Genomic DNA, 13,274 nt, shown 5'->3' with positions numbered 1-13,274 from the left:
GAGGTCATGGTTGCCAAGTATCCACAACTTATCGGTTGTTCAGGCGAAGAGCCTCGAAGTGCATGAGAGGGTCTGTAGCTCAGCTGGTTAGAGCACCGTCTTGATAAGGCGGGGGTCGTTGGTTCGAACCCAACCAGACCCACCAGAGTTTTAGGTTGCTCCGAATCAAGTTTGCTTGAGACAAGGGGGCTGTAGCTCAGCTGGGAGAGCGGCGGCTTTGCAAGCCGTAGGTCGTCGGTTCGATCCCGACCAGCTCCACCAGGTCATGTGTGTTTCGGGAAGTCAGAGATGGTGTTTGGATAGACACCATCTCTGACTTCTTGATCGGCGAGAAGCCGGTTTGAGGTTTGCTCTTTAACAAAGTGGAAGAAGTGTAGTACGCATCGAGCCGGTGCGTACTGCAGTTGTGTGATTGCATTGGCTCAGACTGCGTTGTCAGCACAGTTTGGGCCGCACAAACGAGTTCGACCTGTGACAGGGGTGCTTCATTGAGGCACCAAGGTTATAGGATCAAGCGACTAAGTGCATGTGGTGGATGCCTTGGCGATCACAGGCGATGAAGGACGTGTAAGCCTGCGAAAAGCGTGGGGGAGCTGGCAATAGAGCTTTGATCCCACGATGTCCGAATGGGGAAACCCGGCCCGCAAGGGTCATCCCTGGCTCAATACATAGGCCAGAGGAGGCGAACGCGGCGAACTGAAACATCTAAGTAGCCGCAGGAACAGAAATCAACCGAGATTCCGCAAGTAGTGGCGAGCGAACGCGGAGTAGCCTGCACGACTAAACCATCAGCTTAGCAAAACGGTCTGGAAAGTCCGACGATACAGGGTGATAGTCCCGTATGCGAAAAGCCGGTGGCGGGTCTGAGCGTGCGACAAGTAGGGCGGGACACGTGTAATCCTGTCTGAAGATGGGGGGACCATCCTCCAAGGCTAAATACTCGTGATCGACCGATAGTGAACCAGTACCGTGAGGGAAAGGCGAAAAGAACCCCGGGAGGGGAGTGAAATAGATCCTGAAACCGCATGCATACAAACAGTGGGAGCCTCGAAAGGGGTGACTGCGTACCTTTTGTATAATGGGTCAGCGACTTACGTTCAGTAGCGAGCTTAACCGAATAGGGGAGGCGTAGCGAAAGCGAGTCTGATAAGGGCGTCGTAGTTGCTGGGCGTAGACCCGAAACCGGATGATCTATCCATGGCCAGGATGAAGGTGCCGTAACAGGTACTGGAGGTCCGAACCCACTAACGTTGAAAAGTTAGGGGATGAGCTGTGGATAGGGGTGAAAGGCTAAACAAATCCGGAAATAGCTGGTTCTCCCCGAAAACTATTTAGGTAGTGCGTCGTACGGACACTTGCGGGGGTAGAGCACTGTAATCGTTGGGGGGGTCACTGCGATCTACCCCGCGATAGCAAACTCCGAATACCGCAAAGTGATATACGGCAGACAGACATCGGGTGCTAACGTCCGGTGTCAAGAGGGAAACAACCCAGACCGCCAGCTAAGGTCCCAAATGCATGGCTAAGTGGCAAACGAGGTGGGAAGGCACAGACAGCTAGGAGGTTGGCTTAGAAGCAGCCACCCTTTAAAGAAAGCGTAATAGCTCACTAGTCGAGTCGTCCTGCGCGGAAGATGTAACGGGGCTCAAGCCATGAACCGAAGCTGCGGATGTGTCTTTGACACGTGGTAGGGGAGCGTTCCGTAGGCCTGCGAAGGTGTCTCGTAAGGGATGCTGGAGGTATCGGAAGTGCGAATGCTGACATGAGTAGCGATAAAGGGTGTGAAAAGCACCCTCGCCGTAAGCCCAAGGTTTCCTGCGCAACGTTCATCGGCGCAGGGTGAGTCGGCCCCTAAGGCGAGGCAGAAATGCGTAGTCGATGGGAAACAGGTCAATATTCCTGTACCGGTTTTAGATGCGATGGGGGGACGGAGAAGGTTAGGTTGGCCATCTGTTGGAATAGGTGGTTCAAGCGTGTAGGCGTGCCCGGTAGGCAAATCCGCCGGGCTGAGCTGAGGCGTGATAACGAGGACCTTCGGGTCTGAAGCAACTGATACCCAGCTTCCAGGAAAAGCCTCTAAGCTTCAGTCTAGAACTGACCGTACCGCAAACCGACACAGGTGGGCTGGTAGAGAATACCCAGGCGCTTGAGAGAACTCAGGAGAAGGAACTCGGCAAATTGATACCGTAACTTCGGGAGAAGGTATGCCCCGTTAGCTTGTAGGAGAACATCCGAAGGGCGAAGGGGCCGCAGAGAATCGGTGGCTGCGACTGTTTATTAAAAACACAGCACTGTGCAAACACGAAAGTGGACGTATACGGTGTGACGCCTGCCCGGTGCCGGAAGGTTAAGTGATGGGGTGCAAGCTCTTGATCGAAGCCCCGGTAAACGGCGGCCGTAACTATAACGGTCCTAAGGTAGCGAAATTCCTTGTCGGGTAAGTTCCGACCTGCACGAATGGCGTAACGATGGCCACACTGTCTCCTCCTGAGACTCAGCGAAGTTGAAATGTTTGTGAAGATGCAATCTCCCCGCGGCTAGACGGAAAGACCCCATGAACCTTTACTGTAGCTTTGCATTGGACTTTGACGGGACTTGTGTAGGATAGGTGGGAGGCTATGAAACCGGGACGCCAGTTCCGGTGGAGCCATCCTTGAAATACCACCCTGGTGTCGTCGAGGTTCTAACCCAGGCCTGTGAATCCAGGTCGGGGACCGTGCATGGTGGGCAGTTTGACTGGGGCGGTCTCCTCCCAAAAGGTAACGGAGGAGTACGAAGGTCACCTAGGTACGGTCGGACATCGTACTGATAGTGCAATGGCAAAAGGTGGCTTGACTGCGAGACCCACAAGTCGAGCAGGTGCGAAAGCAGGTCATAGTGATCCGGTGGTTCTGTATGGAAGGGCCATCGCTCAACGGATAAAAGGTACTCTGGGGATAACAGGCTGATTCCGCCCAAGAGTTCACATCGACGGCGGAGTTTGGCACCTCGATGTCGGCTCATCACATCCTGGGGCTGTAGTCGGTCCCAAGGGTATGGCTGTTCGCCATTTAAAGTGGTACGTGAGCTGGGTTTAAAACGTCGTGAGACAGTTTGGTCCCTATCTGCCGTGGGCGCTGGAAGTTTGAGAGGGCCTGCTCCTAGTACGAGAGGACCGGAGTGGACGCACCCCTGGTGTACCGGTTGTGACGCCAGTCGCATCGCCGGGTAGCTATGTGCGGAAGAGATAACCGCTGAAAGCATCTAAGCGGGAAACTCGCCTCAAGATGAGACTTCCCCGGGGCCTCGAGCCCCCTGAAGGGTCGTTGAAGACCACAACGTTGATAGGTCGGGTGTGGAAGCGTGGCAACACGTTGAGCTAACCGATACTAATTGCCCGTGTGGCTTGATCCTATAACCTTGAATGCACACTAGAACTCGTAACGTGCGCAGCGCGCGCACCAATCACACAACACACACTTCTTCCTCCTTTGCCCTGCAACCCACGCAGGGAACAAGTCACAGTCTGACGACCATAGCTTTGTGGTACCACCCCTTCCCATCCCGAACAGGACCGTGAAACACAAACGCGCCGATGATAGTGAGGTCCGCCCTCGTGAAAGTAGGTCATCGTCAGACTAACTCACACAAAAAAACGCCCGAACATGTACAACGTTCGGGCGTTTTTGCGTCTACAGCAAGGCGTCAACGCACAGAAAAACGCTGCAACATCCAATCCCCATACGCGGGCAGAAGTCTCGTTCGTGGTGGGTCGAAGCGTGACGATGATCCCGCCATTCGGCACAATGCCGAGTTCGAAGGCAACGCCTGGATGTTTGAATGAATTTCGACCTGATTGTCGTCGGCGGCGGATTGGCAGGCGCGGCGCTCGCGGTTGCGTTGCGCCGCACTCACCTGAAGGTGGCCGTTATCGAGACGAGTGCGCCGCGCTTGCCGGCGGACTGGGATCAACGGGTGTACGCCTATAGCTCGGCGAGCGTCCGCTTCATGGATGAGCTCGGTGCCTGGCAGCACTTGGAACGGGAGCGCCTGCAAGCGGTTGCCGAAATGCGGATTTTCGGTGACGCGGGCGGTGCGCTGCGCTTCTCTGCCTACGACAGCGGTTTGTCCGAACTGGCCTGGATCGGTGAGTCCAGCCGCATTCATCGCGAGTTGTGGGAAAGCCTGAAGCGGCAGCACAACGTCACGCTGTTCTGTCCGGCATCGCCGGCGAGTCTCACTGTTGCGGACGATGGGGTTTCCCTCGGCCTGCAGGACGGCAGGGTGCTGCGGGCGCGTCTTGTCGTCGGTGCCGATGGGCGCGAGTCCTGGGTTCGGCAGCAGGCGGGCATCGAGGCCAGCGTCTCCGCCTATGGCGAGCGCGGCGTGGTGGCGAACTTCGACTGTGCCTTGCCCCATCGTGCAACGGCCTTCCAGTGGTTCCGCAGCGACGGGGTTCTGGCTTGGCTGCCCTTGCCAGGAAACCGGATCTCCATGGTCTGGTCGGCTCCCGACGAAGCGGCTGAAAATCTGCTTGCGCTCGATGACGCTGCATTCTGCGACAAGGTCGCTGCTGCGGGAGGGCATGCGCTGGGAGAGTTTCGCCAGATCACGCCGAGGGCGGCTTTTCCGCTGCGCCTGATGCGCGTCGATACGGTGGTCAAGCCGCGGATCGCCCTGATCGGCGACGCGGCCCACGCCATCCATCCCTTGTCCGGCCATGGCATCAATCTCGGCTTCCAGGACGCGAAGGCGCTGGCCGAGGCGCTTGCACAGGCACCCACCTGGCGGGACATCGGCGAGCTTGCCATCCTGCGCAGCTATGCACGTGCGCGTGCTGAAGAGCCTTTTCTGATGCAGTACCTCACACACGGCCTGAACCGTCTGTTCAATCACCCCAACCCGATTCTTGCCGCGCTGCGCAATACCGGGATGAACCTCACCGGCAGCTTGCCTGTCCTAACCAACGCCTTGACGCGCTATGCGGCCAATGGGCGGTTCTGAAACCATCCGGAGATATAGATGACTTTGTTTGCTCAACGTACCGTGGCACGTTCGATCGCGCTGCTGCTGGGCCTGACGACGATGGGGCTGGCCCAGGCCTCGGAAGAGGCGGTAAGGAAAGGCGTTGAAGGCTTCATTGGCGCGCCCGCGGTCGAGTCGGTGACGAAGACGCCGTACGGTGGGCTGTACGAAGTGGTGCTGAAGAATGGCCAACTCGTCTATACCGATGCCAAGGCGGAATTCGTCATCGACGGCAGCATCATCGACATGAAGACTCGCCGCGACGTCACCCAGGCCCGCCTGAACGAACTGTCCGCGATCGATTTCGCCTCGCTGCCGCTGGAACGTGCGGTCAAGCAGGTCAAGGGCAAGGGGACGCGCGTGATCGCGACCTTCGAGGATCCGAACTGCGGCTACTGCAAGCGTCTGGCCAAGGATCTGGCCGGCATGGATGACGTCACGATCTACACCTTCCTGTATCCGATCCTCAGCGAGGATTCGGCCACCAAGTCGAACAACATCTGGTGCGCGAAGGACAAGGCCAAGGCCTGGACCGGCTGGGTGCTGGATGGCAAGGAGCCGGCTGCCGCCGATTGCGACGTCACGGCAGTGGCGCAGAACGTGCAGCTGGGCCAGCAATTGCGCATCAGCGGCACGCCGACGATCTTCCTGGCCGACGGCACCCGCATCGGTGGCTACATGCCCGCGGCGGAGCTCGAAAAAGCGCTTGCCGAAGTGAAGCCCAAGGCCGCGGCCCGATCCAAGTGATTTGGACAGCCCCCGGTACCGGCGAGGTGCCAGGGGCCGTCGTTCAGCGGGGAGGCTTCATCCCCTTGGGCAGCAGCACCCACATCCGCCCCTGCTGACGCATCCTTCCCGCTTCCCGTCCGGCACTTTCGCCGAACCCCCAGAAGAAATCCGCCCGTACTGCGCCCTTGATGGCGCTGCCGGTGTCCTGTGCCAGCACCAGGCGGTTCAGCGGACGCGTACTCAGCGGGAGGCTCGTCGCCAGGAACACTGGTGCCCCGAGCGGTACGTAGCGCGGATCGACCGCAATGCTGCGGCCTTCGCTCAGCGGGACGTTGAGCGCGCCGATCGGTCCACCGTCCGAAGCCGGCAGTTCGCGGAAGAAGACGTAGCTCGGATTGGAATTGAGCATTTCGCGCAGGCGAGCCGGATTCTCCCGTGCCCAGCGCTTGATGCCATCCATCGAAGCCTGCTCCAGGCTCAGCTCTCCCTGTGCCACCAGCCAGCGTCCGATCGACTGGTAGGGGTGTCCGTTCTGGTCCGCGTAGCCGATGCGAACGGTCTTGCCGTCGGGCAACTGGACGCGCCCAGAGCCCTGCACCTGCAGAAAGAACAGGTCGATCGGATCGTTCGCCCACAGCAGCACCGGCGCAGGCAGCTGTGCGCCGCGCTCATCCAGCTGTCCCCGCGTCCAGTAGGGCAGGATCTTGTTGCCGACGATACGCCCTCTCAGGCGCATGGATTTCAGCTCGGGATAGACGTCGCCGAGCTCGATCGTCAGCATGTCCGCGGGTACGCCGTGGATCGGCCACGCATACTGGCTGGAGCGGCTGCGGCTGCCGCGGATCAGCGGCTCGTAGTAGCCGGTCACCAGGCCTTCCGCCGATGGGCCGCTGTTGAACAATTGCCAAGGGACGAATTGCTGCTCGAAATAAGCGCGCGCCTGCTGGCTGGAGGGGGCCTTGCCGAGTGCGGATGCCGCTGTGCAGGCGGACTGCCAGTTCGGCTGCCGGGCGAGCCGGGAGCAGGAGGCGAGCAGGGCAGGCCAGGCGTCGGCCGGGTCATCCTCGCCCCAGCCGGGGAGCGCAGACCAGCTTGCCTGGACGGCGGGGGGCTGCTCTGCCGCGGCGTCGGCCGGCGGGGGGGGAGATGTCGCCGGTTTGCTAGGCGCAGGCGGGCAGCTGGGACAGGACGGACAGGCACGTTGCGGCGGACACTGCGCTTCGGTATCGGGTGTCGGCGATGGGCTCGCGCAGGCGCCGAGCAATGCGAGCAAGAGGGGCAGCGCGAGGCGTGCCGGATGGGAGGGAGCCGGAATCATGGAGGGGATCGGTTAGACTGCGAAGCTTTCGGACAACAGTATACCGGTGGCAGCATCCCGGCCCCGAGGTTTGCGATGTGGGTGATCTTTCTCGAAGCAGGGCTCGCGCTCGTGCTGCTGCTGATCATCGTCTGGGCGACCTGGCCGCGCCGGGGAAACGCCGGCGACAACAAGGACGAACACGATGACTGAGCTGTCAGACCTGATGAGCCGCGCCGAGCGGCTGCTCGAACGCTTCGAGGCCCTGCTGCCCGGCCCTGCCACGGCGCCCGACTGGGATGCCGCGGTGGCTTTCCGCTGGCAGCGGCGCCACGGCCGTGCAGCCCTCAAGCCGGTGCGCTCGCCGCACCGCATCCGCCTTGCCGACCTGCAGGACGTCGATGACCAGAAGGAACGCATCGACCGCAACACGCAGCAGTTCCTTGCCGGCCGCCGGGCCAACAACGTGCTGCTGACCGGCGCGCGCGGCACCGGCAAGTCCTCGCTGATCAAAGCCTTGCTGGCTGAGTACAGCGATCGCGGCCTGCGCGTGATCGAGGTCGACAAGACCGATCTGGTCAACCTGCCGGAGATCGTTGAGCTGGTCGAAGGCCGGCCCGAGCGCTTCATCCTGTTCTGCGACGATCTCTCCTTCGAGGAAGGCGAGGATGCCTACAAGGCGCTCAAGAGCGTGCTCGACGGCTCGGTGTCGGCGATGGCGGACAACGTGCTGATCTATGCGACCTCCAACCGCCGCCATCTGATGCCCGAGTACCACGACGAGAACCTGCAGGCCCGCCACATCGACGGCGAGATCCATCCCGGCGAGGCGACCGAGGAAAAGATCTCGCTGTCCGAGCGCTTCGGGCTGTGGATTTCCTTCTATCCCTTCAGCCAGAACGAATACCTCGACATCGTCGCGCACTGGCTTGCCAGCTTCGATGTGCCGCAGGCGCGCATCGACGCGGCGCGGCAGGAGGCGCTGCAGTGGGCGCTGATGCGCGGCTCGCGCTCGGGCCGGGTCGCCTGGCAGTTCGCGCGCGACTATGCTGGCCAGATCGGCGAAGCCGCGCAGCACGGCGAAGGAGCCGGGCGGTGACGCGCAAGCGTGTCGAGGTTGCCGCCGGCGTGCTGCTGCGTGTCGATGGGCGCTACCTGCTCGGCCAGCGCGGGCCGGACACCGTGTATGCCGGCTACTGGGAGTTTCCGGGCGGAAAGGTCGAGGCGGGCGAAACGCCGGCGCAGGCGCTGTGCCGCGAACTCGACGAGGAGCTCGGCATCCGCGTCACCCATCTGCGGCCCTGGATGCTGCGCGAACACCTGTACGAGCACGCCCACGTCCGCCTGCACTTCTTCGAGGTCTCGGCCTGGGAAGGCGAGCCGCATGGCAAGGTGCACAGCGTGCTGGACTGGGTGCTGCCGGACCTGACCACGCGCGAGCCGATGCTGCCGGCCAACGGGCCGATCCTCAAGGCCCTGAGCCTGCCGCGCTTGATGGCGATCACCCACGCTGGCGAGATCGGCATCGAGGCCCAGCTCGCGGCGCTCGACCGTGCCCTGGCGGACGGACTGAGGCTGGTCCAGGTGCGCGAACCGGCGCTGGACGACGCGCAGCGCGCGCGTTTCGCGCGCGAAGTCGTCGCGCGCGTCCATGGCTGCGGCGGCCTGGTGCTGATCAACGGCGATCCCGCTCTGGCCGGAACCGTCGGCGCCGACGGCGTGCATCTGCCTGCGCGTCTGCTGGCGAGCCTGGCCCAGCGCCCCGATTGCGCCTGGGTGGGCGCGTCCTGCCACGACCGCGGCGAACTCGAGCGGGCTGCGGCATTGGGGCTGGATTACGCCCTGCTCGGCCCGGTGGCCCCGACTGCCAGCCATCCCGGCCTGCCCGGGCTGGGATGGGCGCGCTTCGTCGAACTGGCGGCTGGCCTGCCGTTGCCGGTGCTGGCGCTGGGCGGCCTGCAGCCGGACAGCATGGAGGCGGCGCGTGATGCCGGTGCGCATGGCATCGCCGCGATCCGCGGCGCGTGGCGGGCCTGAAAGGCCTGATGAAAAGCGGGAAGACGAACTGGAGATCGTGGGACCGGCGGCGCTGCGGCCTTCAGTCGCGTGCCTGTCCCGGGGGGAGGAAATCCTCGGCTTCGCCGGCATCGGGCGGCGAGCTGGGGACGCGATAGGCTTCGGACGCCCAGGCGCCGAGGTCGATCTGGCGGCAGCGTGCCGAGCAGAAGGGCCGGTAGCGGCTCTCGGTACTCCAGACCACGGGCTTGCTGCAGGTCGGACAGGAAACGGTGCGTGGCGTGTCGGCCATGGCTTCGCTCAGAGGCTACAGAACGTCAGCTCGAACTGCACGTCGCGTTCGGCCAGCCGCGGGCGGGCGACGGTTTCGGGCAGCATGAAGCGGATGTTCAATGCGTACTTGTTGGCACTGATTTCGGGCACTACCGCTTCGCCACGCGGCACGCGCACGCGCAGCATCTGGGCGCTGCGGCCGGCCATGGTCAGCTGGTAGGCGCCGCTGCGTGCCATCTGCTCCTCCGGCCGGCCGCTGGCGCGCAGCAGGCGCAGCACGATCTCCAGGCCTTCGCGGATCGGCGCCATCGGCGCCATCCAGGCGTCGAGGTCGGCCCGGCGCACGGCGGGGTCGCGGTTGAGCCAGTAGTGGTAGGAGGGCAGGTCGAACTGGCATACGCCGCCGGGTATCGCCGCGCGGCTGCGGATGCTCATCAGCCATTCGTTTTCGCGCAGGTACTGGCCGATCTTGCCCGCCATCGCCAGCAGGCCGGTGGACGCCTGTTCGATTTCGTACAGCGCGCCGGACAGGGCTTCTTCCGATATCTCGGGGTTGTTGCGGAAGGACATCAGAATCTGGCGCTGGCGCTCGAGTTCCTGCACCAGGTCAACCTTCAGGTCGGCGCGGCTGGCGACCTCGAGCGTCTCGAAGATGGTCTGCAGCGCGACGTGATGGTCCTGCGGGGCATCGCGCTCGACGAAGTGTGCGAGCTTGACGAAAAGGTCCTCGAGTCGCAGCAGGGTGCGGATGCGCTCGTTGAGAGGATATTCGTAGCTAATCACCGCACATTTTCCGCAACAATCGTGCCCAGTAAGTTTCGCGGATGATAGCACAGAGCCGATTTCGCACTCTGCGCGAAAACCCTGTGGAGAAAGGGGTCTTCAGCCCGGTGGCCGGGCGGCGAGCGAGGCATAGCGCGCATGCAGGGCGGCGACCTGCAGGCGCAGATGTTCCAGTGAGCCGCTGTTGTCGATGATGTCATCCGCAGCTGCGAGGCGCTGCCCGCGGCTCGCCTGGGCAGCCATGATGGTGCGGATCTGCGCTTCCTCGAGCCCGCTGCGGCTCCGCACGCGCGCAACCTGCAGCTCCGGCGGGCAATCCACCACGCAGATCCGGTCGCAACGGGAGCGGTAGCTGCCCGATTCGATCAGCAGCGGCACGGCGAGGATGACATAGCTGCCGCGGGCGGCCGCGCACTGGCGGGCACTTTCGTCGCGGATCATCGGGTGCAGGATGGCTTCGAGCTGCTGGCGCGCTTCGTCGCGGGCAAACACATGCGCGCGCATTGCGGCACGGTCGAGGCTGCCGTCGGCAGCGATGATGGCATCGCCGAACTGGGTGCGGATGGCGGGCATCGCTGCGCCGCCTGCCGCGGTCAGCGCATGGGCGATGGCGTCGGTGTCAACCAGGCTGGCACCGTGAGTGACGAAGAGGTCGGCCGCGGCGCTCTTGCCGCTACCGATGCCGCCGGTCAGGCCGACGGTGAATGGACGTGAAGGCGGTGTGTGGACCATGGCGCTTTGCGGGCGGTGGATGTCAGCGTCGGACGCAGGCCGTGCGCAGCGCAGCGAGACCGCGCACGCTGCGCTGAGTCTCGCGCGCCTCGTCGGCGGTGAGCTGGGCCTGGACCCGGTAGGCGGTGCTCATGCGCGGCTCGACGCCGGCATTGCGCACACCCTTGGCGCGCAACTCGGTCAGCATCTGGCGTGCCCGGGGCTCGGTCTTGAACACGCCGAGCGAAATCGCGTACTGCGAAGGCCCGCGGTCCTGCACGATGAACAAGTCATTGACACCGAGTGCGCGAAGCTCCTGAACCTGCTGTTCGGCCTGCTCACGGCCGCCCTGGGGCGGAATACGCACCCACCACGAAGTGGGTGTTTCGGTCTTGCTGCGCTCTGCACCGGCTCCGCTGCTGCGCAGGCGGCGCATCAGCGCATCGGCCTGAGCTTCGCTCAGTTCGCTCCAGGCGACGCAACTGACCGGGGCCGGGGCTGGAGGGGCGACGGCGGGAGTGGCCATCTGCGGGGCGGACGGCGCCGGAGCCTCGGCAGCGGCCGTGTCTACCGCGCTTTCGGCAGCGTCTTCGGGCGGAGGCACCAAGGGCGGCGGGTCAGCTTCTGTCTCGGCTGCTGTTCCTGCGGGCTCCGCCGCCAGCGCTGGCACCGTGGCGCCAGCGGCAGCCTGCGGCACTGTCGCACTGGGAATCGCTGTGCTGTCGGCCGGCCGATCCGAGGCCAGGCGGATGCGTTCCGGGTCGAGCTGCTGCGCGAGGCGTTCCGGTTCTGTGCGGAGCGGCGAACTGCCGAGCCACCCCTGGCTGCCGGCAAAGGCGATCGCGTTCAGCGCGAGCAGGATGATGATGAGGATGCGATGCGTGCTCATGCCGTGTTTCCAGCCTGCTGGGGTCTGGATGCGGCGGCGACCGTGGCCAGCCCATGCAGCACCAGGTTGTCGAGGCGTTTCAGCGGAATGTCGAGAAGATCTGCAAAGGCGTCGGCAGCGCCGCCGCCGAGCAGGCACAAGGCACCGGATTGTGTGGCGACCTGGCGGAACATGCGCTCGATGGCGCCGGCCTGGGCCTGCAGGCAGCCGGAGCGGATCGCATCGGCGGTGCAGCGCGGCTGGGCCGCAAAGCGGCCAGCGGCCAGCGGCAACTGTGCCGTGCCGCTGGCGAGCGATTGCTGCATCAGCTCGACGCCCGGCAGGATCAGGCCGCCGAGGAAATCTCCGTCGGCCGACAGCAGGTCCACCGTGGTGGCCGTGCCTGCCATCACCACCAGGCAGGCGCCGGTGTGCAGGGCGCGGGCGCCGATCAGCGCTGCCCAGCGGTCGGCGCCGAGCTGGCCCGGGTTGGCATACAGGTTGCGCACGCCGCAGGCCTGTGCCTCGGGGCGAAGCCATTCGATCTGTTCCACGCCCAGGGTGTCGCGGATGCGCCGGGCCGTTTCGGCCCCGGCGACATTGCTGCCCACCACCCGGAGCGGGCCGGCCAGCCTGTTGCGCAGGTCCGAAAGCGGCGCGAGGTTTTCGTGGGCGATCGCGCCCTCGTCATGGACGAGGCCGTCCGCCGTGGTCTGCAGCCGCCATTTGATGCGGGTGTTGCCGGCGTCGATCAGCAGGATCACGCGCCTTCTCCACCGAGCGGGCGCAACGAGACGTCGCCGGCCAGGATGCGCTGGATGCCGTCGGCAGTGTCGAGCAGCAGCGCGCCATCGTCGTCGACGCCGCGGCAGATGCCATCGATGGCGGAGTGCTCGCCGCTGATGCGCACCGGCAATTCGGCAAAGGCGTTGCGCTGTTCCCATGCGCTCTTCAGCGCGGCGAAACCGGCGACGGCGTAGAGATCGAGCAGTTGCTGCAGCTCGGCCAGCAACCGGGCCAGCAGGGCCGGGCGTGACGGCGGCGGCGACTCCAGCGCACGCGCCAGATCGGTGACGCCGGCATGGTGTTCGACCTGCGCGCCGGGCGGCAGGCTGATGTTGATGCCGATGCCGATCACCGCCGCCAGCGAACGATCGCGTGCGGGTTGCAGTTCGACCAGGATGCCGACCAGTTTCTCGCCGTTGATCAGGACGTCGTTGGGCCACTTCAACTGCACGCCGGGCACGCCGATCCGTTCGAGCATACGGGCGACCGCCAGCCCGGCGGCCAGCGATAGCCCGGCCGGAGCAGGCGTGCCGGCGGCGAAGCGCCACAGCAGCGAAAAGGTCAGGCTGCCATCCGGCCACGACTGCCATTGGCGGCCGCGCCGGCCGCGGCCCGCCGTCTGCCGGTCGGCGACCAGCACGTGGGCCCTGCCGTCGTCGTCCGGCATCCGCTCCATCAGGCTGCTGTTGGTCGACGCGCAACTGTCGATCCAGGCGATCGCGAAACGCGAGGCAAGCGGGCCGAGATGGGACAGAAGGCTGGCAGTGCTGGCGGAAGTGTCGGACACGGTCGGGCGGGAGACGGTTA

The 13,274-nt window shown here is 64.1% G+C and carries 11 protein-coding genes, 2 tRNA genes and 2 rRNA genes; 8 read left to right on the top strand and 7 right to left on the bottom strand.

Annotated features, from left to right (window positions below):
* The first annotated feature begins 68 nt into the window (after nucleotides 1-68).
* The 6 genes from QM748_RS13215 (at nucleotide 69) to QM748_RS13190 (ending at nucleotide 5,751) form a co-directional block, all read left to right on the top strand.
* A tRNA-Ile gene (locus tag QM748_RS13215) sits at nucleotides 69-145 on the top strand.
* A gap of 40 nt (nucleotides 146-185) precedes the next feature.
* Nucleotides 186-261, top strand: a tRNA-Ala gene (locus QM748_RS13210).
* A 247-nt stretch (nucleotides 262-508) separates the two neighbouring features.
* A 23S ribosomal RNA gene (locus tag QM748_RS13205) occupies nucleotides 509-3,393 on the top strand.
* A gap of 111 nt (nucleotides 3,394-3,504) precedes the next feature.
* Nucleotides 3,505-3,618: ribosomal RNA gene (gene rrf / locus QM748_RS13200) — 5S ribosomal RNA — on the top strand.
* A gap of 201 nt (nucleotides 3,619-3,819) precedes the next feature.
* Entirely contained in the window at nucleotides 3,820-4,983 is a 1,164-nt protein-coding gene (locus QM748_RS13195) for a UbiH/UbiF family hydroxylase (protein ID WP_415247392.1), read from the top strand.
* Nucleotides 4,984-5,001: 18 nt separating this feature from the next.
* Nucleotides 5,002-5,751 carry a DsbC family protein gene (locus QM748_RS13190; RefSeq protein ID WP_415247391.1) on the top strand — a complete coding sequence of 250 codons (750 nt, stop codon included), beginning with the start codon at nucleotides 5,002-5,004 and terminating at the stop codon, nucleotides 5,749-5,751.
* A gap of 43 nt (nucleotides 5,752-5,794) precedes the next feature.
* On the opposite strand, the gene QM748_RS13185 is transcribed toward QM748_RS13190, so the two are convergent.
* The gene (locus QM748_RS13185) at nucleotides 5,795-7,051 is read right to left on the bottom strand and encodes a murein transglycosylase A (RefSeq protein WP_415247390.1); all 1,257 of its coding nucleotides are present in this window, start codon (nucleotides 7,049-7,051) and stop codon (nucleotides 5,795-5,797) included.
* Between the two features lie 184 nt (nucleotides 7,052-7,235).
* Here QM748_RS13185 and QM748_RS13180 point away from each other — a divergent pair, with 184 nt between their 5' ends.
* Together QM748_RS13180 and QM748_RS13175 are read left to right on the top strand one after the other, a co-directional pair.
* Entirely contained in the window at nucleotides 7,236-8,129 is an 894-nt protein-coding gene (locus tag QM748_RS13180; RefSeq protein ID WP_415247389.1) for an ATP-binding protein, read from the top strand.
* Entirely contained in the window at nucleotides 8,126-9,067 is a 942-nt protein-coding gene (locus QM748_RS13175; RefSeq protein WP_415247388.1) for a Nudix family hydrolase, read from the top strand. Before QM748_RS13180 ends, QM748_RS13175 begins: the two co-directional genes overlap by 4 nt.
* A gap of 61 nt (nucleotides 9,068-9,128) precedes the next feature.
* Here the strand turns inward: QM748_RS13175 and yacG are convergent, their stop codons facing one another.
* The 6 genes from yacG to QM748_RS13145 all read right to left on the bottom strand — a co-directional run bounded on the left by yacG (nucleotide 9,129) and on the right by QM748_RS13145 (nucleotide 13,254).
* Nucleotides 9,129-9,338 carry a DNA gyrase inhibitor YacG gene (gene yacG, locus QM748_RS13170; RefSeq protein ID WP_415247387.1) on the bottom strand — a complete coding sequence of 70 codons (210 nt, stop codon included), beginning with the start codon at nucleotides 9,336-9,338 and terminating at the stop codon, nucleotides 9,129-9,131.
* A gap of 8 nt (nucleotides 9,339-9,346) precedes the next feature.
* On the bottom strand, nucleotides 9,347-10,102 hold the full coding sequence (gene zapD, locus QM748_RS13165; RefSeq protein WP_415247386.1) for a cell division protein ZapD: 756 nt from the start codon (nucleotides 10,100-10,102) through the stop codon (nucleotides 9,347-9,349).
* Nucleotides 10,103-10,201: 99 nt separating this feature from the next.
* The gene (gene coaE, locus QM748_RS13160) at nucleotides 10,202-10,834 is read right to left on the bottom strand and encodes a dephospho-CoA kinase (RefSeq protein WP_415247385.1); all 633 of its coding nucleotides are present in this window, start codon (nucleotides 10,832-10,834) and stop codon (nucleotides 10,202-10,204) included.
* Between the two features lie 22 nt (nucleotides 10,835-10,856).
* A complete protein-coding gene (locus QM748_RS13155; protein ID WP_415247384.1) occupies nucleotides 10,857-11,702 on the bottom strand; it encodes an SPOR domain-containing protein in 846 nt (281 codons plus the stop codon).
* Nucleotides 11,699-12,445: a type III pantothenate kinase gene (locus QM748_RS13150; protein ID WP_415247383.1), complete on the bottom strand. Its 747-nt coding sequence runs from the start codon at nucleotides 12,443-12,445 to the stop codon at nucleotides 11,699-11,701. The genes QM748_RS13155 and QM748_RS13150 overlap by 4 nt, the downstream gene beginning before the upstream one ends.
* A complete protein-coding gene (locus QM748_RS13145; RefSeq protein ID WP_415247382.1) occupies nucleotides 12,442-13,254 on the bottom strand; it encodes a biotin--[acetyl-CoA-carboxylase] ligase in 813 nt (270 codons plus the stop codon). The genes QM748_RS13150 and QM748_RS13145 overlap by 4 nt, the downstream gene beginning before the upstream one ends.
* Nucleotides 13,255-13,274 lie beyond the last annotated feature (20 nt).

The organism is Thauera sp., from assembly GCF_047601425.1.
Taxonomy (GTDB): domain Bacteria; phylum Pseudomonadota; class Gammaproteobacteria; order Burkholderiales; family Rhodocyclaceae; genus Thauera.
Note: the sequence above shows the minus strand (reverse complement) of the source record. Positions and strands in the feature narration are given on the sequence as shown.

Bases quoted from the DNA above. Each gene is read 5' to 3' on its own strand.
- QM748_RS13195 (WP_415247392.1), top strand. From the start codon at position 3,820: ATGAATTTCGACCTGATTGTCGTCGGCGGCGGATTGGCAGGCGCGGCG.
- QM748_RS13190 (WP_415247391.1), top strand. From the start codon at position 5,002: ATGACTTTGTTTGCTCAACGTACCGTGGCACGTTCGATCGCGCTGCTG.
- QM748_RS13185 (WP_415247390.1), bottom strand. From the start codon at position 7,051: ATGATTCCGGCTCCCTCCCATCCGGCACGCCTCGCGCTGCCCCTCTTG.
- QM748_RS13180 (WP_415247389.1), top strand. From the start codon at position 7,236: ATGACTGAGCTGTCAGACCTGATGAGCCGCGCCGAGCGGCTGCTCGAA.
- yacG (WP_415247387.1), bottom strand. From the start codon at position 9,338: ATGGCCGACACGCCACGCACCGTTTCCTGTCCGACCTGCAGCAAGCCC.
- coaE (WP_415247385.1), bottom strand. From the start codon at position 10,834: ATGGTCCACACACCGCCTTCACGTCCATTCACCGTCGGCCTGACCGGC.
- QM748_RS13155 (WP_415247384.1), bottom strand. From the start codon at position 11,702: ATGAGCACGCATCGCATCCTCATCATCATCCTGCTCGCGCTGAACGCG.